This is a genomic window from Verrucosispora sp. SN26_14.1 (assembly GCF_004307965.1).
Lineage (GTDB): Bacteria > Actinomycetota > Actinomycetes > Mycobacteriales > Micromonosporaceae > Micromonospora.
Map to the genome: position 1 here is coordinate 1 of NZ_SISL01000043.1, position 24256 is coordinate 24256.

At 70.3% G+C, this 24256-nt stretch carries 23 protein-coding genes and 2 pseudogenes; 12 read left to right on the forward strand and 13 right to left on the reverse strand.

The window, feature by feature from the left end; genetic code table 11:
- The coding region (locus tag EYA84_RS32395; RefSeq protein ID WP_161594918.1) for a hypothetical protein at positions 1-2034 on the forward strand (2034 nt) is incomplete at its 5' end.
- Positions 2035-2056: 22 nt separating this feature from the next.
- Here EYA84_RS32395 and EYA84_RS06945 read toward each other — a convergent pair.
- Positions 2057-3013 (reverse strand): family 16 glycosylhydrolase, encoded by a 957-nt coding sequence (locus EYA84_RS06945; protein WP_161594919.1) that lies wholly within the window; start codon positions 3011-3013, stop codon positions 2057-2059.
- An 11-nt stretch (positions 3014-3024) separates the two neighbouring features.
- Positions 3025-3900 carry a polysaccharide deacetylase family protein gene (locus tag EYA84_RS06950; RefSeq protein ID WP_131052190.1) on the reverse strand — a complete coding sequence of 292 codons (876 nt, stop codon included), beginning with the start codon at positions 3898-3900 and terminating at the stop codon, positions 3025-3027.
- 217 nt (positions 3901-4117) lie between these two features.
- Here EYA84_RS06950 and EYA84_RS06955 point away from each other — a divergent pair, with 217 nt between their 5' ends.
- The 4 genes from EYA84_RS06955 (at position 4118) to EYA84_RS06970 (ending at position 7209) form a co-directional block, all read left to right on the forward strand.
- Positions 4118-5032: a hypothetical protein gene (locus EYA84_RS06955; RefSeq protein ID WP_131052191.1), complete on the forward strand. Its 915-nt coding sequence runs from the start codon at positions 4118-4120 to the stop codon at positions 5030-5032.
- A 358-nt stretch (positions 5033-5390) separates the two neighbouring features.
- Entirely contained in the window at positions 5391-6353 is a 963-nt protein-coding gene (locus EYA84_RS06960; protein ID WP_201272320.1) for a DUF4394 domain-containing protein, read from the forward strand.
- A gap of 157 nt (positions 6354-6510) precedes the next feature.
- Positions 6511-6843: a hypothetical protein gene (locus EYA84_RS06965; protein ID WP_131052192.1), complete on the forward strand. Its 333-nt coding sequence runs from the start codon at positions 6511-6513 to the stop codon at positions 6841-6843.
- Between the two features lie 24 nt (positions 6844-6867).
- Positions 6868-7209: a hypothetical protein gene (locus EYA84_RS06970; RefSeq protein ID WP_131052193.1), complete on the forward strand. Its 342-nt coding sequence runs from the start codon at positions 6868-6870 to the stop codon at positions 7207-7209.
- Between the two features lie 562 nt (positions 7210-7771).
- On the opposite strand, the gene EYA84_RS06980 is transcribed toward EYA84_RS06970, so the two are convergent.
- Both EYA84_RS06980 and EYA84_RS06985 read right to left on the reverse strand, forming a co-directional pair.
- Positions 7772-8032 carry a superoxide dismutase gene (locus EYA84_RS06980; RefSeq protein WP_131052194.1) on the reverse strand — a complete coding sequence of 87 codons (261 nt, stop codon included), beginning with the start codon at positions 8030-8032 and terminating at the stop codon, positions 7772-7774.
- Between the two features lie 5 nt (positions 8033-8037).
- A complete protein-coding gene (locus EYA84_RS06985) occupies positions 8038-8652 on the reverse strand; it encodes a superoxide dismutase (protein ID WP_131052195.1) in 615 nt (204 codons plus the stop codon).
- Between the two features lie 86 nt (positions 8653-8738).
- Here EYA84_RS06985 and EYA84_RS06990 point away from each other — a divergent pair, with 86 nt between their 5' ends.
- From EYA84_RS06990 to tsaD, 4 genes are all read left to right on the forward strand, one after another.
- On the forward strand, positions 8739-9197 hold the full coding sequence (locus EYA84_RS06990; RefSeq protein ID WP_131052196.1) for a Fur family transcriptional regulator: 459 nt from the start codon (positions 8739-8741) through the stop codon (positions 9195-9197).
- Positions 9176-9817 (forward strand): CGNR zinc finger domain-containing protein, encoded by a 642-nt coding sequence (locus EYA84_RS06995; protein ID WP_343232759.1) that lies wholly within the window; start codon positions 9176-9178, stop codon positions 9815-9817. Before EYA84_RS06990 ends, EYA84_RS06995 begins: the two co-directional genes overlap by 22 nt.
- Before the next feature lie 90 nt (positions 9818-9907).
- Positions 9908-10456: a peptide deformylase gene (gene def, locus EYA84_RS07000; protein WP_131052197.1), complete on the forward strand. Its 549-nt coding sequence runs from the start codon at positions 9908-9910 to the stop codon at positions 10454-10456.
- A 3-nt stretch (positions 10457-10459) separates the two neighbouring features.
- Positions 10460-11500: a tRNA (adenosine(37)-N6)-threonylcarbamoyltransferase complex transferase subunit TsaD gene (gene tsaD, locus EYA84_RS07005; protein WP_131052198.1), complete on the forward strand. Its 1041-nt coding sequence runs from the start codon at positions 10460-10462 to the stop codon at positions 11498-11500.
- Between the two features lie 264 nt (positions 11501-11764).
- Here tsaD and EYA84_RS07010 read toward each other — a convergent pair whose 3' ends face one another.
- From EYA84_RS07010 to EYA84_RS07045, 8 genes are all read right to left on the reverse strand, one after another.
- Positions 11765-12541 (reverse strand): enoyl-CoA hydratase, encoded by a 777-nt coding sequence (locus EYA84_RS07010; protein ID WP_131052199.1) that lies wholly within the window; start codon positions 12539-12541, stop codon positions 11765-11767.
- Positions 12538-13437 carry a 3-hydroxyisobutyrate dehydrogenase gene (gene mmsB / locus EYA84_RS07015; protein WP_131052200.1) on the reverse strand — a complete coding sequence of 300 codons (900 nt, stop codon included), beginning with the start codon at positions 13435-13437 and terminating at the stop codon, positions 12538-12540. The genes EYA84_RS07010 and mmsB overlap by 4 nt, the downstream gene beginning before the upstream one ends.
- Positions 13434-14480 (reverse strand): enoyl-CoA hydratase/isomerase family protein, encoded by a 1047-nt coding sequence (locus tag EYA84_RS07020; RefSeq protein WP_131052201.1) that lies wholly within the window; start codon positions 14478-14480, stop codon positions 13434-13436. Before EYA84_RS07020 ends, mmsB begins: the two co-directional genes overlap by 4 nt.
- Complete coding sequence (locus EYA84_RS07025) at positions 14477-15622, reverse strand: acyl-CoA dehydrogenase family protein (protein WP_131052202.1); 1146 nt, start codon at positions 15620-15622, stop codon at positions 14477-14479. Before EYA84_RS07025 ends, EYA84_RS07020 begins: the two co-directional genes overlap by 4 nt.
- A 7-nt stretch (positions 15623-15629) precedes the next feature.
- Positions 15630-17129: a CoA-acylating methylmalonate-semialdehyde dehydrogenase gene (locus EYA84_RS07030; RefSeq protein WP_131052203.1), complete on the reverse strand. Its 1500-nt coding sequence runs from the start codon at positions 17127-17129 to the stop codon at positions 15630-15632.
- Between the two features lie 83 nt (positions 17130-17212).
- A complete protein-coding gene (locus EYA84_RS07035; protein WP_131052204.1) occupies positions 17213-18334 on the reverse strand; it encodes a bifunctional 2-methylcitrate synthase/citrate synthase in 1122 nt (373 codons plus the stop codon).
- 48 nt (positions 18335-18382) lie between these two features.
- On the reverse strand, positions 18383-19294 hold the full coding sequence (gene prpB, locus EYA84_RS07040; protein WP_131052205.1) for a methylisocitrate lyase: 912 nt from the start codon (positions 19292-19294) through the stop codon (positions 18383-18385).
- Positions 19291-20823 carry an MmgE/PrpD family protein gene (locus tag EYA84_RS07045; protein ID WP_131052206.1) on the reverse strand — a complete coding sequence of 511 codons (1533 nt, stop codon included), beginning with the start codon at positions 20821-20823 and terminating at the stop codon, positions 19291-19293. The genes prpB and EYA84_RS07045 overlap by 4 nt, the downstream gene beginning before the upstream one ends.
- Before the next feature lie 154 nt (positions 20824-20977).
- Between EYA84_RS07045 and EYA84_RS33385 the strand changes: the two are divergent.
- The 3 genes and pseudogenes from EYA84_RS33385 to cobA all read left to right on the forward strand — a co-directional run.
- A pseudogene (locus EYA84_RS33385) lies at positions 20978-21181 on the forward strand (helix-turn-helix domain-containing protein); the annotation flags it as partial.
- Between the two features lie 30 nt (positions 21182-21211).
- Positions 21212-21358 (forward strand): annotated as a pseudogene (locus tag EYA84_RS33125) (nicotinate-nucleotide--dimethylbenzimidazole phosphoribosyltransferase); the annotation flags it as partial.
- Positions 21355-22602 (forward strand): uroporphyrinogen-III C-methyltransferase, encoded by a 1248-nt coding sequence (gene cobA / locus EYA84_RS07055; RefSeq protein WP_131052208.1) that lies wholly within the window; start codon positions 21355-21357, stop codon positions 22600-22602. The pseudogene EYA84_RS33125 and the gene cobA, both read left to right, overlap by 4 nt.
- Before the next feature lie 428 nt (positions 22603-23030).
- On the opposite strand, the gene EYA84_RS07060 is transcribed toward cobA, so the two are convergent.
- On the reverse strand, positions 23031-23615 hold the full coding sequence (locus EYA84_RS07060) for a hypothetical protein (RefSeq protein WP_131052209.1): 585 nt from the start codon (positions 23613-23615) through the stop codon (positions 23031-23033).
- Positions 23616-24256: the final 641 nt, after the last annotated feature.

The window sequence follows — 24256 nt, forward strand, 5'->3', positions numbered from 1 at the left end:
GGCCTCGCCTGCCTCGGGCCGGGGGCCGCGCTCGTCGGTCTGCGCCGGGTCCGCCAGCCGCTGGCCGGCTGGGCGCTGGCGCTGCTGGTGAGCGTCTGCGGCTGGACGGCGACCGCGACCCTGGCCGCCTGGACCGGTCGGTGGTACCCGTCGGCGCTGGCCCTGGCGGGGGCCGCCGTGGTGGGGATCGTCTCGCTGGTCGGGCTCGTCCGGGCCGGGCGACGCCCCGCCCGGCCCTGGCGCGCCGGCTTCCGGCTGGCCACCGCCCCGGGCGTCCGGGCCGCGATGCACCCCGCCGTGCTCGCCGCCGCTGTCGCCCTCTGGCTGGTGGCGCTCGCCGGTACGGACGTGACGCGGGTCGGGCAGTACGGTCTTCTGGCGACGGTCCATCCGGCCTTCTTCGGCGCGCTGGCGCTCTGCGTCGCCGGGTTCGCCGTCGGGCTCCTCGGCCCCGGGCGGCGTGTGCCCTCCCGTTCCCTCCCCGGGTACCTGGTGCTGCTCGTCCTGCTGTTACACGGCACCACGCCGCTCCTGCTCGACCAGCCCCAGTACGCCTGGACGTTCAAGCACCTCGGCGTTGTCGAGTTCATCCAGACCAGCGGGGGCGTCGGCGCGTCGGGCGACATCTACCAGCAGTGGCCTGCCCTCTTCGCGGCCACCGCCCAGCTCGCCGACGTCTCCGGGGTCGGCGTGGCCGCGCTGGCCGACTGGTCGGCGGTCTTCTTCAACCTCGCGGGCGCGTTGGTGCTTCTCGCCGTCGCCGGCACGCTTCACGCCGACCGGCGGGTGGGCTACCTGACCGTCTTCGGGTTCCTCTGCATCAACTGGATCGAGGAGGACTACCTCTCCCCTCAGGCGTTGGCGTTCCTGCTCAGCCTCGGTGCCCTGCTGGTGGTGCTCCGCTGGCTGCGCCGCCCGGTCCCCGACCGGCCGGCAGCGGCCCCCGGAGAGCGTCCCGGCACGGCGACCGCCGGTGGGCGGGTCCGGGTGACGGCGATCGCCGGCCTCCTCGGCGTCTTCGCCGTGCTCACCGCCGGGCACCAACTCTCGCCGTACCTGCTGCTGGCGCAGATCACCGCGCTGGTGCTGCTCCGCCAGGTCCGGCCGGGGTGGCTGCCGCTGCCGCTGGCCGCGATGCTGCTGGCCTACCTCGCACCGAGGTACGGCATGGTCAGCGGCTCCTTCTCCATCTTCGACGGCCTCAACCTCTTCGCCAACGCCTCCGGCAACGCCGACGGCTGGGGCTCGGACGGGCAGGCGTTCTCGGCGATCGTGGTGCGGGTGCTCGCTCTCGCCGTATGGACGGGGGCCGCGCTGGCCGCGTGGTACGGATGGCGCCGTTCCCACCCGGTGACCGTGCCAGCGGTGCTGGCCGCAGCGCCGTTCCTGCTGCTCGCCGCACAGAACTACGGCGGTGAGGCGATCTACCGGGTCTTCCTCTTCTCCGCGCCGTGGTGCGCGTACCTGATCGCCGCCGCGCTGCTGGCACCGCGCGACCACGCGGGCCGACCCGGGTCGGCCCGTACAGGCCGGGTACCGGTCGCTGCGGCGGCGGTCCTGGCCGCCGTGCTCGGGGTCGCCGCGCTCGCCACCATGCAGGGCCGGCACGGTCAGCTCATGGTCGACCGGCAGAGCACGGCCGAGGTGCGTGCCGCGCGTCATCTCTACGCCACCGCCGCCCCCGGTTCGACGATCGCCACCGTCTCCTCGAACTTTCCGGGTCGGCTCAGCGCCGACTACGGTGAGTTCAACCGGAGCGTCGCCGTCGGCGAACCGGATCTCGTCGAGGGAGCCGGCCTGCGGCACGCCCTGCTCGGCCCGGAACATGTCCCGCAGATCGAGGAGTACCTGCGCGGCTTCGCCGGGACCGAGACCTACCTGGTGGTCAGCGACGGAATGCGCCGGCAGGTCGCCTATTTCGGGCACCTGCCCGACGGCGCGGTGGATCGGCTCGCCCAGGCGCTCGACGCCGCGCCCGGGTGGTCGGTCGCCCACCGGGATGACGGGGTGGTGGTCTACCGGCTCACCGGATGACCGCTGAACAGCGGCGTCCCGGTCAGGTCGGCGCGTAGATGGTCACCCAGTCGATCGTCAGGTCGACCCGGGCCGGTGTGGTCGCGTCCGGGCACGCCTCCCAGGTGTGCCCGCAGTACCACGCCTGACTCTGCAGCGCGAGCGCCATCGGCTCGCGGGGAACGCCGTCGCCGGTGATGGTGGTCCAGGGCACACCGTCGAGGGTGAAGACGAGCCGCCCGGGGGTCCACTCCAGACCGGCGGTGTGCCACTGGGTGAAGTCACCGGCGACGCTGCGCTCGACCGGCCGCCCCTGCGGCGGGTGCAGGACGCCGTACATCCGGCGGCGGTCGCGCCCGTTGTCCTCGGCGATGTCGATCTCCGGCGGGTACTGGTTGTCGGCCGGCCAGAGCAACAGGGCGTAGGCGATACCGGTGCCCTGGTCCATCCGGAAGCGGATGTCGTACCGGCCGTAGCTGCGGCTGACAGCGTGCCGGTTCGACACGCCTCCGGTCACGTACAGGTCACCCCGGGCTGGCTCGCGCCAGCCGCCGATGGTCAGCAGGCCGTCGGCGACCATGACGTGGGACGGATCGAACCACCCGCCCGGGTCGCCGTCCGGCTGCCCCTCGTACGCGAACCAGTCGCTGCTGAGTGCCGTGCCGGAGAAGTCATCGGCGAAGATCTGCCGCCAGCCCGGAAGATCGCCCCGGGGCATCGGTACACCCGAGGAGCCGACCTGGCCCGGTAGCTGTCCGCTGCCGGGGCCGGGGGTGCCACCGGGCACCGGGTGCGACGGATGTGGAGTGTTCTTCCGGCCGGACCGGTGGTTGCTCAACGGATCGATCACCACGACGAACCCGACCGTGGCCACCGTGGCGAGCACCGCCAGCCCGGTCCACCAGGGTCCGAAACCTGGCCGTGCGAGCCGGGACTGCGCCGGAACCGGGTCGTCGGGCCGGCGTACGAGGCGACGCCACCACGACCGGGCCCGGCCCATCGCCGCTCTCCTCAGGTCAGCCGCCAGCCAGCACGGGCGGCGAGCCGCCGGGTCAGCCGCCATGCGGGTTGCGCCAGACGTCGCACCTCGGGTCCGATCGTCGGGCCGTGACCTCGGACCAGCGTCAGCAGGTCCGCCCCGGTCAAATCGGGGGTGGGCTGCAGCCGGGGTATGGCCATGCGACTGTCGCCGGCCCCGGTGGCGGCGGAACGCGTGTTGGCCATCGGACGGTAGCGCCGCCGGCCGACCTCGCAGGCGTTGTCGTGCCCGTAGGCCCGGACCAGTTCCTGTACCTGCGGGTTGTGGTAGCCGTGCGGGTAACAGAACGAGCGGATCGGACGGGAGAGCTCCTGCTCCAGTCGGTCCCGACTGTCCCGGATCTCCTGTTCGAGCCGGCCCCGAGGCAGTACGTCGAGCGGGTGGTGGATCAGGCCGTGGTTGCCGATCTCCACGCCGGCCTCTGCGACATCCCGCAACTGTTCCCAGGTCAGCAGCGGACCGAACGCGTCCGCCTGCCGCCCGAGCCAGTCCGCGTTGCCCCCGAGGCTGCCGACTGCGGGGTAGAGGGTGGCCGACGCGCCGGCCGCCGTCAGAGCGGGGAGACCGGCCGTGAGGAAGTTGGCGTACCCGTCGTCGAAGGTCAGCGCCACCTGTGGGGTGTCCGATTGGCCCGCCGCGAGGGAGTCCAGGGCCGCACTCAGGCCGACCAGACGGTAACCGGCGTCCGACAGCGTCGCCAGGTGGTCGGTAAGCCGTCGCGGTTCGACAGCGAGCGACCGGAGTCGGCCGCCGTCGAGCCGGGAGATCGAGTGGTACATCAGTACGGACATCGGAGTGGGGTTGCCGAGCCGCTCCTCCGTCATGCCCTCGCCAGCCCGCACCGCCATACGCTCACCATAGCGGGCATATCACCTTGTTTTGGCTGCTTGGCGCGCTCACCGGTCGCGCTGTCGTGGCCGACGTGAGGACGGCTCATCGCTACGGTCGAGAGCGTCACCCCCTCCGCTGCCCCTCGGACGACCCGCCCTGTCGGGTAGCAGACCCCGGGTGTCACGCTGGCTCGCGCGACCACCATCGTGGATTCTTTGGCTGGAGGGGGGCGAGATGACACCTGCGCCGAACGACAAGCAGGTCGCACGAGGCACCTGGGGCGGGCGGCAGGCACGCCGGCGGCGGACGCCCGACCACACGTCGTACGACTTCTCGCCGGTCGACAAACGTCCGCCGGGTTCGGCGGCGAGCGATGCCGTCGACGCCCAGCTCCAGTTCGAGGCAGACCGGCGTAGCGGGCTGCACCCCGCCCTGGTCATGGCAAAGCAGGCCGCCCGTCTGGTCGAGGGGCGGCGACGGGAACGGGCTCGGCAGCAGCAGACTCCGCAGTGGAGCGTGGATCCGGTGCGGGAGTCCGCCCGACGGTTCTTGAACGAGGTGGCCCGCTACTGCTTCGACCAGGGCCGGTGGGGCTCGGACACCGAGGTGGAGCTGATCGCCGTGAGCGAGGACTTCACCGAGCCGGTACGCCGGATGGGGCAGACGCGGGACCGCATGGGCCAACTCGGTTCCCGGGTCCGCCAGTCCACGGCCGTGGAGGTCGGCAGCGAGGTCCAGCACGCCGCCCAGGCGATCGCGAACCTGGTGAAGACCCATTTCCGGGCCGTGCCGCCGCAGGCGGACCTGCCTGTCGTCGAGCTTCGGCTCACCAACCAGCAGCGGCGGGCGGCTCTCATCGCCATCGGCAAGGAAAGCGATCGTCATCTGGAGTCGTGGTACGCCTTCGTCTGCTCCTCTCCCCCGCCGGGCGACACCGGGACCCAGCTACGACACATCGTGGAGTTGCTGCCCGTGACGGCGGAGGTCGAGCGGTGGCGCGCGGGTCGGGAGCGTTGCGGCATGCTGGTCGCCACCGATGACACCACCCGGGCGACCGTGGTGCCGGCGACCCAGGAGCTGAAAGCCGCGATCACCGCGTTCGAGGAGGCGGTGTACCGGGCCTGCGTCCGGTCTGGGCCGGCGGGTTGACCACGCCGGCCTAACCGACCGTAGTGGCGCGACGCCTGGCAGCGATACCGCAACCGCCAGCGGCTGCCCGCGCAGATCCTGGTCGGCGACGACGACGTCCAGCTGCGGCAATGGAACATGTGCGCCCAGCGCGTTTCCCCAAGATCGTTTCTAGCGGGCTCTGGTCACGAAGCGGGCAATCAACGCTCCGAGCGAGGCAGGGCGTCTTCGGTCATTGCTCTGTGCAGAAGGTGCGAAAGTCGGAGGAAAGTATGATATCCGACAAGACCTGGGGATTCACCGCTCATAGGCTTTGACCAGGGAATTCATCCCCGCACCGCCGCCGCTAGGGCGCCGGATTCCGCCGAGGAGTCCGTCGGTGCCTCTGATCAAGGAAGTGCCTCTCATGCACCGTACGCTTTTCCGTGGGCTGCTTTGCGCCGCCACGATGGTGGTCACCACCGTCGGGGTCACCTCGACACCGGTCAGCGCCGCCCCAACGAGCCACAGCACCGCACAAGGCATCCCGTCTCACGGCCTACCGTCGTTGCGTACCGGCACCTGCACGCTGCTGTGGGACCTACTGAACGCGGGCGGGCGCAACGGGCTCGTCGCCGTCGGCCTCACCGCCGATCAGCAGCTGATCAAATTCGCCGTCAATACCCCTGCCCTGGCCTGCACCATCGGCTCGGTCGACCTACCCGGTAGCGAAGTACTCATCGGCATCGACTTCCGCGTTCAGGACGGCAACCTCTACGGCGTCGGCAACACCGGCGGCGTCTACGCACTGAGCACCCGCACCGCCGTAGCTACGAAGGTCAGTCAACTGACCGTCGCACTGAACGGCACGTCGTTCGGCGTCGATTTCAACCCCGCCGCCGACCGACTCCGAGTCATCAGCGACACCGGCCAGAACCTGCGCCACAACATCAACCCTGGCGGTACGACCGTCGTTGACGGCCCCCTCACCTACCCGCCCGCCACCGCCGCCATCGGTGTCACCGGGGCCGCCTACACCAACAATGACCTCAACCCTGCCACTGCCACGACCCTGTTCGATATCGACACCACCCTCGACCAGGTCGCGCTGCAATCCCCCGCGAACTCCGGGCAACTGGCCGCCACCGGCTCACTCGGAGTCAACGCGGCGCTACAAGCAGGCTTCGACATCCACAGCGCTCTGCGTGGCGATCGCGCCGTGGCCAACAACGCCTACGCCGTGCTCAACGGCGCCGCCGGCAGCCGGGTGTACCGAGTCGACCTACTGACCGGCGAAGCTCACACGACGGGCAGCTTCAGCGGTCGTGTGGTTCTTGATCTCGCCTTGCTCCTGCGGCAGTGACCGCCTCTGCTCGTTCGACACCGTCGAAGGTCGGCAACCTTCCGAGCGAAACCTTCCACAAAGGGCAGACCCGCAGGGGTGTTTGTGACACTCGCGGAGTTTCCGCAGGCCAGGGCACCAGAACCGCTCCCGGTGGAACGGCCACCGGCCCTACAACATGACCCGACCCCAATGGGGACGTCGCGCCTCCACCACCGATGACCTGAACCGGGCGATGAGCAGGATCCGACGGCTGGCCAACACGATCCTCGCCGACGCTCTGATACCGATCGACCACGTGTACGACCAGAAGCCCTCCTACTCCAGAAAACACCGACGACACGGCATTGATGTGCAAGTCATCGCCGACTTGGCCGACGCGAACGTGATGACCTTCGCCGACACGGCGCACCAAGGCGCCGACGGTTCAGTCCACACCTTTCTTCCCAAACGCCATCGCTATCGCCCGCTTCACTGCAGGGCAGTTAGACTGATAGACGAATGGCGATGAGACGCCGGCCGCAGGAGGAACTACGTGCCACAAGTCGACGTAGGCGAGACCGACGATCGGGACCCCGTCCCCGCACATGCGGTCCTGGCCGGCTGGCACATCCTGGTGATTGCCGCCTACATCGTCCTGCTCAGTCAGCAGTCTCACGAACGAGTACGCTATGACTACTCACCACGGGAAGAGATGTTGATCTTCGCATTTCCCGCTGGGGCGATGCTACTTCTCGTCACACTGCTCGCCGGCTTGATCCTGCTCCAGAGCCTTCCGAAAAGGGGTCGGATCAACTGGCCCGTCATTCGCGGGACTGTCGCCGCCACACCGGTGCTGCTGTTGGTGGCGGCAATCATCCACGCCGTGCCGCGCTGAGGGACAAGGCACACCGGGACGCGGGAGCTGCGCGCCCAGGACAGCCGGTGGTCAAGCTAGCTCAGTCCGAGCGCCAGGGCGGTGAACAGGGCGGCGAGCCAGCCCCATCCGGGGATGATGATGGCGCGTTGGACGAGGCCGAGGTGATTCTCCAGGATGCCCCGGGCAGCGTGAACGCACCGACAGCCGCGGAGAGGGGTAGGGACAGGAAGACAACGGCACCGGCGAGATCGTGGAGTCGGTGCTGGGCGCTGTGCCCCTCGGGTATCCCTGCTGGAGCGTCCGGCGGATATCCGAGCATCGGATCCATCCGGAACACCCCAGGAAGCGCCGTTTGATCTCCGCCGTCCGCACCAACGCCCCCTTATTGCCACAGTTATGCAACTACATGCTAGTGGCAGCAGAGCGAGCCTGTTTCTGATACCCCACGGCCGACCACCCCGCCCAGGTACTGCCGGCCCGGCGCGCACGATGCGGCGCGGCAGTCGGCAGGGTGGTCGCCTCCGATCGGTTGTCGCCGGCACACCTGGTGCCGGCGACACCGACCAGAGGAACGCCGCGGTCAGTTGTCGGGTGGCATGGCGGTGGCGGCGACGAGCAGGGACAGCTCACGGACGAGGTCGTCCAGGGACTGGCCGCTCTGCGCGCGGAGCAGTCCGAGGCTCAGGTCCGCCAGGAGGTAGAAACCGAGGGTCTTGGCCTGTTCGGAGCCGAACGCCGACATGAGTTCCTCGGCGCCGTCGAGGTCACCGCGGTGCTTGGCCGCGATGACCCCGGCGGCGCGTTGCACCAGCTCCGCCGCGGCCGGGGTGAGGCCGGTCACGCCGCTCAGATCTTCGGCGTGGCGGCGCGGGCGGCGTCGAAGCGGGCGATCACGTCCGACCAGTTCACCAGGTTCCACAGCCGGTCCACGTAGTCCGGCCGCACATTCTTGTACTGCAGGTAGTAGGCGTGCTCCCAGGCGTCGAACACCAGCAGCGGCGTCGATCCCTGACCGACGTTGCCGTGGTGGTCGTAGACCTGCTCCACGATCAGCCGCTGCCCGAGCGGCTCCCAGGCCAGCACGCCCCACCCGGAGCCCTGCACGCCCTTGGTGGCGGCGGAGAGCTGCCCGGCGAACGCGTCGAACGAACCGAAGTGCTCCTCGATCGCGGCAGCCAGATCGCCATCGGGGCGGTCGCCGCCGTCCGGGGAGAGGTTGCCCCAGAAGATCGAGTGCAGCACGTGACCGGACAGGTTGAACGCGAACGTCTTCTCCAATCCGACCAGCGTGCTGAAGTCGCCCTTGGCGCGGGCCTCGGCGAGCTGCTCCAGACCGTCGTTGGCGCCCTTGACATACGTGGCGTGGTGCTTGTCGTGGTGTAGCTCCAGGATCTGCCCCGACATCGCCGGCTCCAGAGCGCCGTAGTCGTAGGGCAGATCCGGCAGGGTGTAGACCGCCATGAGAACTCCTCCAGGGTTGCTGCCAAGGTGATGCTCTTGCCACTATCTTGCAATAGAACCGACGATCGCGCGGCGAGGAGGGGCGGTTGACCACATCGGAGACCGACCGAGTGACCGCCGCCGTGCGGCGACTACGCCGTGCCGGCCTGCGGAACACCGCTGCTCGACGAGGAGTGCTCGACCAACTCGCCCACGCGGTCGGTGGCCGCGGGCACCTCACCGTGACCGAGCTGCACCACGCGCTGCTCGCCCGTGGTGTGGCCGTGGAACTGTCGACGGTGCACCGGGTGCTGCGGCAACTGGTCGAGCTGGGCATCGCCCACACCGTGCCGGTCGGCCGGACGACCACGTTCGGGCTCGCCGACGACGCGCACCACCACGCCGTCTGCGGCACCTGCGGCGACATGCGGCAGTTGCCGGCCGAGACGGTCGAAGCCAGCCTGGCCGCCGCACGCGCCGTCGGGATCGACCCGGATCCGCCCGGACAGCCCAGTGGTGTCGTCGTCTACGGGCGGTGCGCGGGGTGCCGGACAGCGCCCCGATAAGGGCCCAACCCGTCGGCGTACGGGCGGCACCGGCGACGGTGGGTCCACCGCGCCCGTCCCGTGCCCGCGGCGCCGGCACGGGCAACCGCAGCGGGCTGGCCGACAGCTACCGACTGGCCCTACGGGCGGCGGCACTGGCCAACGCGCGGCTCGACGATCTCAGCGACGCGCGGACGCTGCTGGCGCAGCATCCCCCACTTCCCGCCGTCGTGGATGCCGACCTGCAGAGGCTGCAGGAGGTCGGACCTCGCCTGCGTCAGGTGTTCCAGAGCGTGACGGCAGGCGGTGAGCAGCAGGCGGTGGACGAACTCAACGCCCTGCTGACCCGGTATCGGGTCCGGCCGATGATCTCCGGCACCTCGGCGGTCGACTGGCACATGCACGTCGCCACACCCGGCACACCGCGCTCGGTCGAGTACGTCGCCGCCGCCGTGTGGGGACTCGCCGTCTGGCTGTGTGAACGTGGCATCGACCGGCTCGGCGTCTGCGCGGACCCAGAGTGCCCGACCGCCTTCCTCGACGACAGCAGAAACCGGTGCCGCCGGTTCTGCTCCGACCGGTGCGCCACCCGCCACCACGTCCGCGCCCACCGTGCCAGACGCCGCGCCACCCGACCCTGACCACCGCCCGGAGCACCTCGGCCGGCCGGCGGGACCACCACGAGACCGCCCTTACTGCAAACTTTTGGCAATTGCATATGATAGGTGGCTGTGCAGACTTCGACCGGCACTCCGCGCCCCATCACCCGCTACGGCACGCCCGTACTGCACCGGCGCTGCGCCGAGGTGACCGACTTCGACGACGCCCTCGCCCACCTCGTCGCTGACATGTTCGCCAGCATGTACGCCGCCCACGGCGTCGGTCTGGCCGCCAACCAGATCGGCGTCGACGCGCGGATCTTCGTCGTCGACTGCCCCGACGCCACCGGCGCCCACACCGTCGCCACCGTCGTCAACCCGATCCTGCACCTGCCCGAGCACCGCGACCTGGTGACCGACACGGAGGGCTGCCTCTCCGTGCCCGGCCAGCACGCCGAACTGGCACGCTGCGCCACCGCCACCGTCACCGGCTACGACGTCCACGGCCACGAGATCCGGCTGGACGGCACCGGCACCCTCGCCCGCTGCTTCCAACACGAAGTCGACCACCTCGACGGCCTCACCTACGTCGACCGACTCCCCACCAAACTCCGCAAACGCATCCTGGCCGCCAGCGCCGAACACCCCGGCGTCGGTGCGGGCACCGACCAGGACGACTGACCGATGCCGATCGTCCTGGGCATCGAAACCTCCTGCGACGAAACCGGCGTCGGCATCGTCGCCGACGGCGTCCTACTCGGCGACGCCCTCGCCACCAGCATGGACGAACACGCCCGCTTCGGCGGCGTCGTCCCCGAGATCGCCGCCCGCGCCCACCTGCACGCCGTCACCCCCATGGTCCGCCACGCCCTCGACCGCGCCGGCATCGGCTTCGCCGACATCGACGCCGTCGCCGCCACCGCCGGCCCCGGCCTCGCCACCGCCGTCCAGGTCGGCCTCGCCGCCGGCAAGGCCTACGCCCTCAGCCTCGGCGTCCCCCTCTACGGCGTGCACCACCTCGCCGGCCACGCCGCCGTCGACGTCCTCGAACACGGTCCACTCCCTGACCGCTGCGTCGCACTCATCGTCTCCGGTGGGCACACCTCCCTGCTCCTCCTCGGCGACCTCGCCCGGGATCCCGTCGTCCACCTCGGCGACACCGCCGACGACGCCGCCGGAGAAGCCTTCGACAAAGTCGCCCGCCTACTCGGCCTGCCCTACCCCGGCGGACCCGCCATCGACCGCACCGCCCGCGACGGCAACCCCACCGCGATCGCCTTCCCCCGACCGATGACCGGCCCGACCGACCCGCCCTACCGGTTCTCCTTCTCCGGCCTCAAGACCGCCGTCGCCCGCTGGGTCGAGAGACACGGCGACCGGGCGCTGCCCGTGGCCGACGTCGCGGCGTCGTTCCAGGAAGCCGTCGCGGACACCGTCACCCGCAAGGCCCTGGCCGCCTGCCGCGACCACCAGGCCGACACCCTGCTGCTCGTCGGCGGGGTCGCCGCCAACAGCCGAGTACGCGCCCTCGCCGAGCAACGCTGCGCCGCCGCCGGAATACGGCTACGCGTGCCCGCACCACGACTCTGCACCGACAACGGCGCCATGATCGCCGCCGTCGGCGACCTCCTCGTCCGCGCCGACGTCACACCCGACCGACTCGACCTCGGCGCCGACCCCTCCGCCGTCCTGCACGGCGCGCTCCTGCGGGGTCCCCGCCGCTGAGCAAGGCGGAGACCCGGTGACACGAACGACCTCGATCTTGCCGTCGGAAACTGCGCGACGAGACCGCCGTCCCGGTACGGCGAGGGTCGTGATGACCGGTCCCCCCACGAGGTGCTCACCGCCGCCCTGCTCAAGCAGCAGCACGAGGACCGAACGGAACCAACAGGGTCTTCGCACCGACCAATCACCTGCACAGCGTCCGCCTGGAGCTGGTCACCACGAGCCGTCGCTTGGCGCTGAGGATCCCGCAGCGGCGGACCGAGACTAGCGGTCAATGAAGTGCGGTGGGCGCTTGGCGATGAAGGCAGCCATGCCCTCGGTCTGGTCGTCGGTGGCGAAGGTGGCGTGGAACAGTCGCCGTTCGTGCAACAGCCCTTCGGCCAGGGAGACCTCGAAGGAGCGGTTGATCGCCTCCTTGACCATGCGGGCGGCGGGGGCGGACATGCCCGCGATCCGGGTGGCGAGTTGGATCGACTGGTCGAGCAGTCGGTCAGCGGGAACGACCCGGGAGACCATGCCTGCGCGTTCGGCCTCGTCAGCGGTTATCGTCCGTCCGGTCAGACACAGGTCCATGGCCTTGGCCTTGCCGATGGCCCGGGTCATGCGTTGTGATCCGCCCATCCCGGGGATGACCCCGAGGGTGATCTCCGGTTGGCCGAAACGGGCGGTGTCGGCGGCGATGACAATGTCGCACATCATCGCCAGTTCGCAACCGCCGCCGAGGGCGTAGCCGGCCACTGCGGCGATGAGTGGGGTGCGTACGGCGCTCATCGCCGACCAGCCGCCGAACCAGTCGGCGGCGTCCATCTCGCTGTAGGTGCGGTCGGCCATCTCCTTGATGTCGGCGCCGGCGGCGAACGCGGTGGCCGAACCGGTGATGATGATGGCCTTGACCGCGGGTTCGGCGTCGAGCGTGGTGGCGGCGGCGGTCAGGTCCCGCATCACCTGCAGTGACAGTGCGTTGAGGGCCTGCGGCCGGTTGAGGGTGACGATCGCGATGCCGTCATGGTCGGTGTCGATCAGAATCGTCTCGTCGCTCATGCGGTGGCCTCCGGTGGACTGGTTCGAGTGGCGAGGGCGGTGATGATCGCCGAGAAGTCCCGTGCGCCGTTGCCGGCGGCGACGAACTGGTCGTAGAGGACGGCTGCAGCGGCCCCGAGTGGGGTGGCGACGTCCGCGCGCGCCGCGCTGGCCTGCGCCAGGTGAAGATCCTTACGCATCAGCAGGGCGGAGAACCCGCCCTGGTAGTCGCGGTTGGCCGGGCTGGTGGGCACCGGTCCGGGGACGGGGCAGTAGCTGGTCAGCGCCCAGCACTGGGCCGACGAGGTCGAGGCCACGTCGAACAGCGCCTGGTCGCTTAGACCGAGTGACCGGCCGAGGAGGAATGCCTCGGACACAGCGATCATGGAGATCCCGAGGACCATGTTGTTGCAGGTCTTCGCCGCTTGTCCGGATCCGGATGGGCCGCAGTGGATGATCCGGGTACCCATCGCGTCGAGCAGCGGGCGGGCCGTCTCCAGCGCGGCGGCGGCGCCGCCGACCATGAAGGTGAGGGTGCCCGCGGCGGCGCCAGCCACGCCACCGGAGACGGGCGCGTCGAGTGGGGCGAAGCCCGCGTCGGTAGCGCGGGCGGCGGCTGCCTGCGCGTCGGTGACGGCGACAGTGGAGCAGTCCACCAGCAGTGCGCCGGGTGTGGCGTGGGCGAGCACCGCGTCGTAGCAGTCGGCAAGGTGTTGTCCTGTGGGCAGCATGGTGATCACCGCCTCGGCGCCCCGGACCGCGGCGGTGAGGCTGTCGGTCACGGTAACGCCGCGCGCGGTGGCCTGGTCGGCGGCGGCGGGTGCGGGGTCGTATCCGACCACGTGGTGGCCTGCGGTGACGAGGTGGGCAGCCATCGGGGCGCCCATGTTGCCCAGTCCCAGAAACGCGATGGTCACGGTGCCTCCACGGTCAGGTCCGGCAAGTTGTCCCGTGGGCCGAAACAGGCGTCCACGAGGTGCGGTGACACGTCGGCGAGCGCCGACGGCTGCCAGCGGGGTCGGCGGTCCTTGTCGATGATCTGGGCACGGATGCCTTCGGCCAGGTCGGGCAGCCGCAGCATCGCGGCGGACAGCCGATACTCCTGTGCCAGGGCCGCCGGCAGGTCGGGCAGGGTCGCGGCGCTGCGCAGCGAGCGAAGCGTGACGGACAGCGCGGTGGGTGAGCGGCTGTCGAGCACCGTGGCGGCGGCACGTGCGTCGGGTGCACGGTGGCGGGTGAGTCGTTCGATGATCTCTTCGACCGACTCACCGGCGTAGCACTCGTCTATCCAGTCGCGGGCAGCGGTGAGGGCGGCCGGGGGCGGGCTGGTGGCGAACGAGGCGACGGCGCCGGCGGCGTCCCGGCGGGCCAGCGCGAGCCTCAGGTACGGGAGCCGCTCGGTGGGGATGTAGTGATCGGCCAGGCCGACGGCGATGGCGTCGGCGGCACCGATGGGGGTGCCGGTCAGGGCGAGGTGGGTGCCGAGGTGGCCGGGTGCGTGGGAGAGCAGCCACGAGCCGCCGACGTCGGGGTGGAAACCGATGCCCACCTCCGGCATCGCGAGCCGGGAACGTTCGGTCACCACCCGCAGCGACGCGTGGCCGGAGATACCGATCCCACCGCCCATGACCAGGCCGTCCATCCAGGCCACGATGGGTTTGGGATAGGCGGCGATGGTGGCGTTGAGCCGGTACTCGTCGGCCCAGAAGTCCAGTGAGGCGGTTGCTCCGGACACGGCGTCGGCGTGGATGGCGCGGATGTCGCCGCCGGCGCACAGGCCACGGTCACCGGCGCCGGTGATCAGGACGGTGCGGACCCGGTCGGAGGCCGCCCACAGGGCCAGGGTGCGGCGGATGATGGTGACCATCTCGGCGGTCAGGGCGTTGATCGCGGTCGGCCGGTTCAGGGTCAGGTGCCCGAGGTGGCCGGTCAGCCGGGCGATGACCGGTGGCGCGCTCATGCGGCCCTGCGTTCGTCGAGCAGGCTGCGAGCGATGATCAGCCGCATGATCTCGTTGGTCCCTTCGAGGATCTGGTGGACACGCAGGTCACGGACAATCTTCTCGATGCCGGTCTCGGTGAGGTAGCCGTAGCCGCCGTGCAGTTGCAGGGCGGTGTTGGCGACGTCGAATCCGGTATCGGTGGCCAACCGTTTCGCCATGGCGCAGCGGGTGCTGGCGTCCGGGTCGCCGCGGTCGAGTTCGTCGGCGGCCTGGTGGAGCAGGAGTCGGGCTGCGGTGAGGTGCGTCAGGGCGTCCGCGACGCGGAACCGCAGGGCCTGTGCCTGGGCGAGGGGGGCACCGAAGGCCGGCCGGTCGCGTAGATGGGCGGTGGCGCGGTCCAGGGCGTACTGGGCACCGCCGAGGGAGCATGCGCCGATGTTGAGTCGTCCGCCGTCGAGGGCGGCCATCGCGATCGCGAATCCGCTGTTCTCGTGACCGAGCAGGGCGGTCGCCGGTAGCCGGACCTGGTCGAGGATCACCTGCCGGGTGGGTTGGGCATTCCACCCCATCTTGGCCTCGTTGGGGCCGAAGGTCAGCCCGGGGGTGTCGGCGTCGACCAGGAACGCCGAGACGCCTTTCGGGCCGGGTGCGCCGGTGCGGGCGAACACCACGTACAGGCCGGCCGCGCCGGCGCCGGAGATGAACTGCTTGACCCCGTCGAGCATCCAACCGTCGCTGCTGCGGCGGGCCTTGGTGCCGATTGCGGCGGCGTCGCTGCCGGCGTGGGGCTCGGTCAGGCAGTACGCGCCCAGCGTCTCCATCGTGCACAGACGGGGCAGGTGGGTGGCTTGTTGCGCTGGGGTGCCGTACCGGTCGATCATCGCCGCCACCATGTTGTGGATCGAGGTGTAGGCGGCCAGCGACGGGCATCCGGTGGCCAGCGCCTCGAAGACGATGACACCGTCGAGGCGCCCGAGGCCACTACCGCCGTGGCGTTCGTCGACGTACACCCCGCCCAGGCCGAGCGTGGCGGCCTTGCGGAGGACGTCGACCGGGAAGTGCCTGTCGCGGTCCCAGCGCACCGCGTGCGGCGCCAGGTGGGTGGTGGCGAAGTCGACGACGGTGGCACCCAATGCGGTCTGCTCGTCGGTCAGCTGCATGACGGCCTCAGCTCATCGTGGGGATCACGAAGCTGGCACCGTCGCGGACGCCTCGGGACAACCAGCGGGAGGTGACGGTCTTGGTGCGGGTGTGGAATCGGATCGAGTCGGGACCGTGCTGGTTGAGGTCGCCGAAGCCGGATGCCTTCCAGCCGCCGAAGGTGTGGTAGGCGATCGGCACCGGGATCGGTACGTTGACGCCGACCATGCCGACCTGTACCCGCTGGGCGAAGTCGCGGGCGGTGTCACCGTCGCGGGTGAAGACCGACACCCCGTTGCCGTACGGATGCTCGTCGCACAGCCGTACCGCCGATGTGTAGTCCGCTGCCCGGACCACGCACAGTACCGGCCCGAAGATCTCCTCCTGATAGATCGACATCTGTGGGGTGACCCGGTCGAACAGCGACGGCCCGAGGTAGAAGCCGTCCGGATGAGTGTCCACGGTCCGCCCACGGCCGTCGAGAAGAAGGGCTGCTTGCTCGGACACACCGGCGGCGATGTGGTCGGTGACCCGCTGCCGGGCGACGTCGGTCACCAGCGGCCCGAAGTCGGCGTCCGGGTCGTGTGCGGCGCCGACCCGCAGGCCCCGGATGCGGTCGGTGAGGCGGGCCACGAGCGCGTCGGCGGTGCGCTCCCCCACCGGCACCGCCACGGAGACCGCCATGCAGCGTTCTCCGGCGGATCCGTACGCGGCCCCGACCAGGGCGTCGACGACCTGGTCGAGGTCGGCATCGGGCATCACCACGGCGTGGTTCTTGGCACCGCCGAAACATTGTGCCCGTTTACCGTGGGCGGTGGCCGTGGCGTAGACATGGCGCGCGGCCGTCGAGGAGCCGACGAATCCCACCGCCTGCACCCGTGGGTCGGTCAGCAGCGGCGTGGCGGCCCCGCTGTCGCCGTTGACCACGTTGAACACGCCGGGTGGGCCACCGGCGGCGACGAACAGCTCGACCAGCCGCAGTGGCACCGACGGTGTCCGCTCGCTGGGTTTGAGGACGAACGCGTTGCCGCATGCCAACGCAGGGGCGGCCTGCCACAGCGGGATCATCGCCGGGAAGTTGAACGGAGTGATGCCCGCGACGACGCCCAGCGGCTGCCGCATCGAGTACACGTCGATGCCGGCGCCGGCGGAGTCGGTGTACTCGCCTTTGAGTAGGTGCGGGACGCCGATCGCGAACTCGAGCACCTCCGCTCCTCGCTGGATGTCGCCGTGTGCGTCGGCGACGGTCTTGCCGTGTTCGGCGGAGAGCAGCGCGGCGAGGTCACCGGCATGCTGGTGGATCAGTGCCAGCCAGTGGATCAGGATCCGGGCGCGGCGCTGGGGGTTCGTGGCGGCCCAGCCCGGCTGTGCGGCCGCCGCGTCGGCAAGCGCCTCGTGGACCTCGCCCGCGCAGGCCATGGGCACCTGCCGGGTGACCTGTCCGGTGCTGGGGTCGTACACGTCGCCGAATCGGCCGGTGCGGCCGGCGACGCGTCTGCCGGCGATGAAGTGGGTGAGCTGTTCCATGGCGTCTCCTGGTGGGAAACGGACGGCCTCGTCCTGGTGGGACGGTGGACGTCGGGGTTTCTACATGGTCTGTGCGGTGTAGGTCAGGCCGGTACGGGACGCTGCTGCGGGCCGGTGTAGGCGCTCAACGGGCGGATGAGCACGTTGGCGGTGAGCTGCTCCACGATGTGCGCGGTCCAGCCGGTGATGCGGCTCATCACGAAGATCGGTGTGAAGGTCGGGGTGTCGAAACCCATCACGTGGTACGCCAGCGCGGAGGGGTAGTCGAGGTTGGGGTGGATCGCCTTGCGCTGGAACATGGCGGTCTGGAGCCTGGTGTACACCTCGGCGAGTCGGCGGACGCGGTCGTCGGCGTAAGTGGCGATCAGGGTGTCCAGGGCGTCCTGCATGATCGGTACGCGGGAGTCGCCGTTCTTGTAGACCCGGTGCCCGAATCCCATGATCTTCTGCTTGGTGGCGAGGGCGTCGTCCAGCCAGGACTCCACCCGGTCCGGGTCGCCGATGGCCACGAGCATGTGCATGACGGCTTCGTTGGCGCCGCCGTGCAGCGGACCTTTGAGTGCACCGATCGCGCCGGTGACGGCGCTGTACAGGTCCGACAGCGTCGAGGTGATCACGCGGGCGGCGAAGGTGGAGGCGTTGAAGCTGTGCTCGGCGTACAGGATCATCGTGGTCTCGAAGGCGCGGACCACGTCGGCGGAGGGTACGTCGCCGAAGCACATGTGGAAGAAGTTCTCGGCGTAGCCGAGCATCGGGTCGGGTGGGATCGGGTCCTGTCCCCGCCGACGGCGCAGGTCCAGGGCGACGACGGTGGGCAGCTTCGCGAACAGTGACAGCGCCTTGGTCTGGTTGGCGGCGCGGTCGGCGAGGTCCTCGGTCGGGTCCTGGGCGCCGAGGTAGGAGACCGCGGTGCGCAGCACGTCCATCGGATGGCAGGTTTCGGGGAGTTTGCGCAGCAGTTCCTGCCCGGTCCGGTCCAGTCGACGCTGGGCGGCCTCGGCGGCACGGAAGTCGGCGAGTTGGGTCGCGTGGGGCAGGTCGCCGTGCCACAGCAGGTGGGCGACCTCTTCCCAGCTGCGGGAGGCAGCGAGGTCCTGTACGGCGTAGCCGCCGTAGGTCAGCGAGTTGGTCTCGCTGATCACGGTGGAGATGGCGGTGGTGTCGACCACCACGCCGGTCAGGCCACGGCGGATGTCGGTGCTCATGGGTGTAGGTCCTCCGGGATGTCGGGACGCGCCGCGCCCGCGTGGTGGTCAGGCGTCCGGTGGCAGGGTGAAGGCGGCGACATCGGCGTCGAAGCGGCCGTACTGGTCGTAGTCGATGACCTCGTAGAGGCGGGAACGGGTCATCATCGTGTCGAGCAGCCCGGCGGCGGTGCCGTCAGTGGCGAGTCGACGCAGACCGGCCTCGACCGCGCCCATCGCCAGTCGCAGCGTGGTGACCGGATAGATGACCAGGTTGTAGCCGAGGTCGCGGAGCTGGTCGACGGTGAGGCTCGGGCCCTTGCCGAACTCGGTCATGTTCGCCAGCAGCGGCACGTCGACGGCGGCCCGGAAGGCGGCGAACTCCGTCGCGTCGGCCAGCGCCTCGGGGAAGATCGCGTCCGCGCCGGCGTCGACGTACGCCTTCGCCCGGGCGATCGCACCGTCCAGGCCCTCGACGGCACGCGCGTCGGTGCGGGCCATGATCAGGAAATCGGGGTCGCGGCGGGCGGCCACGGCGGCCCGCAGGCGACGCGCCATGTCCTGCGGGGTGATCAGGGTCTTGCCGTCCAGGTGTCCGCAGCGTTTCGGGTTGACCTGGTCCTCCAGATGGCAGCCGGCCAGCCCGGCGTCCTCCAACCGTTGCACGGTGCGGGCCGCGTTCAGCGGCTCGCCGAAGCCGGTGTCGGCGTCGACCAGCACCGGCAGGTCGGTGCTGGCGGCGATGTCCGCGGCCCAGCCAGCCACCTCGGTCAGTGTGGTCAGGCCGATGTCGGGCAGACCGGCGGCGGCCGACAGCGCGCCGCCGGAAACGTACACGCCCTCGAAGCCGGTCTGCTGCACGATGCGGGCGGTCAACGGGTTGAAGGCGCCCGGTAGCCGCAGCAGCTCGCCGCTGGCCAGGCCGGTGCGCAGTGCCGCGCGTTTGGCGGTGGCGCTGGTGCGGGCGTACAGGTAGGTCATCGGAAGATTCCTTGCGGCAGGACGGCGTCGGCGTGCGTGATCGCCGCGTGGTCGACCGTGGGGAACAACGCCGGTAGTTCCTCACTGGTGAGGTCGGCGAGCCGGGCGGCGGCGTCGAGGAACTCCCGCTGAGCGTCGGCGGTGACGATCCCGTCGGTGAGGGTGGTGAACTTGCGGATGTACGCCGGGCGGTCGAAGGGACGCGCGCCGTCGGGGTGGGCGTCGGCCAGGGCGAGGGAATCCTCCAGGACGGTGCCGTCGGTGCAGGTGATCACCAGGCGTCCACCGAACGCCTTCTGGGTCGGGTCCGGGCTGTGGTAGCGGCGGGTCCACTCCGCGTCCTCGACGGTGGTGATCTTGTGCCAGAGGGCGACGGTGTCGGGTCGACCGGCCCGTTGCGGGTCGTACGAGCGCACGTGGTGCCAGACGCCGTCCTGCAACGCCACGGCCAGGATGTAGGGGATGGAGTGGTCCAGCGTCTCCCGGCTCGCGGTCGGGTCGTACTTCTGTGGGTCGTTGGCTCCCGAGCCGATCACGTGATGGGTGTGGTGGCTGGTGTGCAGGACGATCGATTCGATCCGGTCCACTCCTGCGGCGGTGTCGATGCCGGGCAGCTTGTCGCGCATCGCGCGGGCGAGGTCGATGATCGCTTGGGCCTGGTACTCGGCGGAGTGTTCCTTCGTGTAGGTCCGCAGGATGCCGCGAAGGGGATCTCCGGGGGCCGGTAGCGGCACGGTGTAGGTGGCGTCCGGGCCGTCGAGCAGCCAGGCGATGAATCCGTCCTCACCCTCGTAGACCGGCGCCGGGGCGCCCTCACCGCGCAAGGCGCGGTCGACCGCCTCGATCGCGGCCTTGCCGGCGAACGCGGGGGCGAACGCCTTCCACGAGGAGATCTCGCCCTTGCGGGACTGCCGGGTGGCGGTGGTGGTGTGCACCGCCTGGCCGATGGCCTGGTAGACCACCTCGGTGGGCAGGCCCAGCAGCGCGCCCAGCCCGCAGGCGGTCGCCGCACTCAGGTGCGCCACGTGGTCGATCTTGTGTTTGTGAAGACAGATCCCGGTGACCAGGGCTACGTGCACCTCGTAGGCGACGAGCAGCCCGCGCAGCAGGTCCGCGCCGCTGGCACCGACGTGCTGGGCCACCGCGAGCAACGGCGGGATGTTGTCTCCCGGGTGGGAGTAGTCCGCCGCCAGGTAGGTGTCGTGGAAGTCCAACTCTCGCACCGCGGTGCCGTTGGCCCAGGCCGCCCACTCCGGCGAGACCCGCAGCGCCGGGTCGGCGCCGAAGACCGATGCCCCGGGGGTCATCCGATGCGGTCGGGTCTGTGCCCGGGCCACCGACACCGGACGCCGGGACAGCGAGGCCATCGCCACCGCGGCGTTGTCGATCACCCGGTTGGCGACCATCGCCGCCGCGTCGGCGTCCAGCGGAGCGCGCGCGGTGGCCACCTCGGCCAGTGCCCAGGCGAGTTGCCGGTCGCGGGGCAGCCGTTCCGCACTGGGCGATACGCGTACGACGTGCTCGATCAACGGGGACTCCTCAGGCTCGGGTTCACCCTGTCAGGCTCACCGGCCGGCAGGGCCCGCGTCGAGGCCCGGAAGGTGCGTACTTTCCACCCCGGGACCAGCAAAACTGCAAAACTTGCGAACTTTGCGAGTGTTATATTCGCAGCCCGTAGGCGCCATGAGGAGGCGACGGGTGACGGCCGAGAAGAAGCTCTACGCGCACGCCAAACTGCGCCGGCTCCGCCGCGAGCATGGCCTCACCCAGGCCGAACTCGCCCGCCGTCTGGACATCTCCACCAGCTACCTCAACCAGATCGAGAACAGCCAACGCACGCTCACCGCGCCCGTCCTGCTACGCCTGGCCAAGGTGCTCGGCGTCGATCCGGAACACTTCGCCGACACCGATACCGAGCGGCTCGGTCTCGACCCGCTGATCGACCTCGGCCTGCGGCTGGGCGAGGGCACCGGCGCCCTGCTGGCCCTGCCCGTGGTCACCGGCGCGGCCCGCGTCCTGCACGAGGTCGCCACCTTCGACTCCGCCGGGGTGGCCGAGAAGTGACCGCGAACCCCTATCCGCTCGGACTGCGCCTGGCCGGCCTTCCGGTGGTCGTGGTGGGCGGGGGAACGGTGGCCACCCGCCGGGTACCCGCCCTGATCGACGCCGGGGCGGACGTGCTGCTGGTGACGCCCGAGATCAGTCCGGCCCTGCGCGCCCACGCCGACGCCGGACGGCTGCGCTGGGCGGAGCGTCGCTTCGTCCCTGAGGACCTCGACGGCGCCTGGCTGGTGCAGGTCGCCATCGACGACCCGGTCGCCGCCGCCACGGTCAGCGCCGCCGCCGCCGAACGCCGGATCTTCTGCGTACGCGCCGACGACCGTACGGCGGCGACCGCCTGGACCCCGGCGGTGACCCGGCACGGTCCGGTGACCGTCGGCGTCCTCGGCGGCGGAGACCCACACCGCGCCATGGCCGTCCGAGACGCCATCCGCACCCTCCTGCACGTAAGGAAGGGCACCTTATTAACGCCTCCGGTAGAGGAAGGGCCCCTTGTTAACACCCGGACGGGTCGGGGCGGCGCTGTCGCCCTCGTGGGTGCCGGGCCGGGCGACGCCGAGCTGATCACCCTGAAGGGATGGCGTCTGCTCACCGAGGCCGACGTCGTGGTCGCCGACCGCCTGGTGCCCGGCCTGCTCCTGGACGAGCTGCGCTCCGACGTCGAACTGGTGGACGCCTCCAAGATCCCCTACGGCCCGTCCCGCACCCAGGAGGAGATCAACCAGATCCTGGTCGACCGGGCGCGCGCCGGGTCCTTCGTGGTCCGGCTCAAGGGCGGCGACCCGTACGTCTTCGGCCGAGGCGGGGAGGAACTGCTGGCCTGCGCGGAGGCCGGCGTACCGGTCACCGTGGTTCCCGGCGTGACCAGCTCCATCGCCGCCCCCGCAGCGGCCGGCGTCCCGGTCACCCACCGGGGCGTGGCCCACGAGTTCACCGTGGTGTCCGGCCACGTCGCGCCCGACTCACCGGACTCGCTGGTGCGCTGGGAGGCCCTGGCCGGTCTCCGAGGCACGCTGGTGATCCTGATGGGGCTCAAGAACCTGCCGGCGATCACCGCCACCCTGCTGGCACACGGGCGACCCGCCGACACCCCGGCGGCCGTGGTCCAGGAGGCCACCACCGGCTCGGAGCGGGTCGTGCGCGCCACGCTGGGCGAGGTCGCCGCCGCCGTCGCCGACGCGGGACTGCGCCCGCCCGCCGTGGTCGTACTCGGTGACGTGGTCACTGCTCTCGACCTGTCCGAGTGAAGGCGACTGGCCGGCACCCCGAGTGGGATGCCGGCCAGTAGGTCGGTGTGCAGGTCGCCTCTCGGCGAGTGGCGCGACGCGGCTCCAGCCGAACTGGTATTCCGCGACGGCATTTTAGGTGAGGCCCGGGGACACTGGATCACACCGACGCCCGGTACAACCGCGCTCCACCGCTCGTTGTTCCCGGTCGCGCGGCGGATTCTGCTTGCCGGCTTGTTCGTGTGCTTGCTTGTTTTGTAAGGAGGGGTCCCCTGCTAACGCCTGGTGTATAGCAGGGGACCCCTGCTTACATCCCACCCCGCCGTACACCGCAAGTCGTGCGGGGATCCGGGGCGCGGAGAAGACGCTGCCGGCCGGTACCCGTGGTGGGTGCCGGCCGGCAGCGTTCTTGCTCCCCCTTGTGCGAGGAAAGTCTGTTCGGTGTGGGGTCAGCTGTTCCAGTGCTCGGCGACCAGGTCGGCGGCCTGCTGCTCCCACTGGGCGTAGTGATCCGGGAACGCCGACACCTGCACCGTCTGGGCGGCGACGGTCAGGGGCATGTCCTGCCAACCGTCGACCTGCTTCAAACCCTTCAGAAAGGCCAGGGTGGAGTACTCGGGGTCGGTGATCTGCTCCACCGTGCCCCAACCCGAGGACGGGCGCTGCTGGAACAAGCCCTGCGAATCATGATCGTTGCGGTCACCGAGGTGGCCGAGGTTCTCCAACTTCGACTCCTGGAACGCCGTACCGATCGCGATCACGGCGGCACGCTCGTCCATACCGGCCTTCTTCGTCGCCGCGATGATCGCCTTCGCGTTGGCGACCTGCTCGTCGGACAGGTCGATACGCGACTGGGCACCCTGCACACCATGCGGAATCAACTTGCCGCTGTCGGGCTTGTCCGCCTGCACCGCCACCAGCGAACCCGTGACGGGGGTGGCGTCAGCCTGCATGGTCGGACCAGCGAACACACCACCAGCAAACGCCAGACCAGCAACACCAAGAACACTCTTACGCAACAGCTTCGAGTTCATCACAAGCTCCATTCGGGGGTAGACGCCACCCACAGGGGGATTGAGAGTGACGCAAACGCCGTCAGGCGCTAGAAGAAGGGGAAGTCCGACGGCAACACGGGTCCGAGAAGGGGATCAGCGGATCCGGCTTTGCGGCGTCGGGTCAATACACAACCACCTGGCAGCCCGCATCATTCCCAGGCCATCCACCAGCCTGTCGCGGCGCCGGGACCAGGTATAACCACCGACCGAGCCAGACCATTCCGACACCCGCCCGCCATCCTGCGCCGAGGCGAGAGTCGAACCGCCTGCGCGGGGTTGAGGTCCTGCGCGGTCAGCCACCCGATGACAACGCCCCCGACCCCACCCCGATTCCGCCCAGCACCGACCCGAATTCGACTCATAGCGGACACGGCCGCCATCCAGGCAGAAATCCCCGGCGCGCGCTGCCTCCCGTGCTGTCCCGCAGGGCCCGTCCGCGCCAGCCCGCAAGGCCGACCCGCCGCAAGGTCAGTCGTTGATCAAGGAGTTTGGTGTGTATGGGCGGCGAATCCGGATTGAAACTTCTTGATCAACCGGGAGGTCATCCCCGAGCCATGGCCGAACCATCCCAGGGCGGGACTGGTGAGTGATATGCGGGGGAGGGCGGGGCGGGGTGGGGC

Excerpts from the sequence above, each read along its gene's own strand:
- EYA84_RS06945 (WP_161594919.1), bottom strand. The coding sequence starts at position 3,013 with ATGGGCCGGGCCCGGTCGTGGTGGCGTCGCCTCGTACGCCGGCCCGAC.
- EYA84_RS06950 (WP_131052190.1), bottom strand. The coding sequence starts at position 3,900 with ATGGCGGTGCGGGCTGGCGAGGGCATGACGGAGGAGCGGCTCGGCAAC.
- EYA84_RS06955 (WP_131052191.1), top strand. The coding sequence starts at position 4,118 with ATGACACCTGCGCCGAACGACAAGCAGGTCGCACGAGGCACCTGGGGC.
- EYA84_RS06965 (WP_131052192.1), top strand. The coding sequence starts at position 6,511 with ATGACCCGACCCCAATGGGGACGTCGCGCCTCCACCACCGATGACCTG.
- EYA84_RS06985 (WP_131052195.1), bottom strand. The coding sequence starts at position 8,652 with ATGGCGGTCTACACCCTGCCGGATCTGCCCTACGACTACGGCGCTCTG.
- tsaD (WP_131052198.1), top strand. The coding sequence starts at position 10,460 with ATGCCGATCGTCCTGGGCATCGAAACCTCCTGCGACGAAACCGGCGTC.
- EYA84_RS07010 (WP_131052199.1), bottom strand. The coding sequence starts at position 12,541 with ATGAGCGACGAGACGATTCTGATCGACACCGACCATGACGGCATCGCG.
- EYA84_RS07020 (WP_131052201.1), bottom strand. The coding sequence starts at position 14,480 with ATGAGCGCGCCACCGGTCATCGCCCGGCTGACCGGCCACCTCGGGCAC.
- EYA84_RS07025 (WP_131052202.1), bottom strand. The coding sequence starts at position 15,622 with ATGCAGCTGACCGACGAGCAGACCGCATTGGGTGCCACCGTCGTCGAC.
- EYA84_RS07030 (WP_131052203.1), bottom strand. The coding sequence starts at position 17,129 with ATGGAACAGCTCACCCACTTCATCGCCGGCAGACGCGTCGCCGGCCGC.
- EYA84_RS07035 (WP_131052204.1), bottom strand. The coding sequence starts at position 18,334 with ATGAGCACCGACATCCGCCGTGGCCTGACCGGCGTGGTGGTCGACACC.
- prpB (WP_131052205.1), bottom strand. The coding sequence starts at position 19,294 with ATGACCTACCTGTACGCCCGCACCAGCGCCACCGCCAAACGCGCGGCA.
- EYA84_RS07060 (WP_131052209.1), bottom strand. The coding sequence starts at position 23,615 with ATGAACTCGAAGCTGTTGCGTAAGAGTGTTCTTGGTGTTGCTGGTCTG.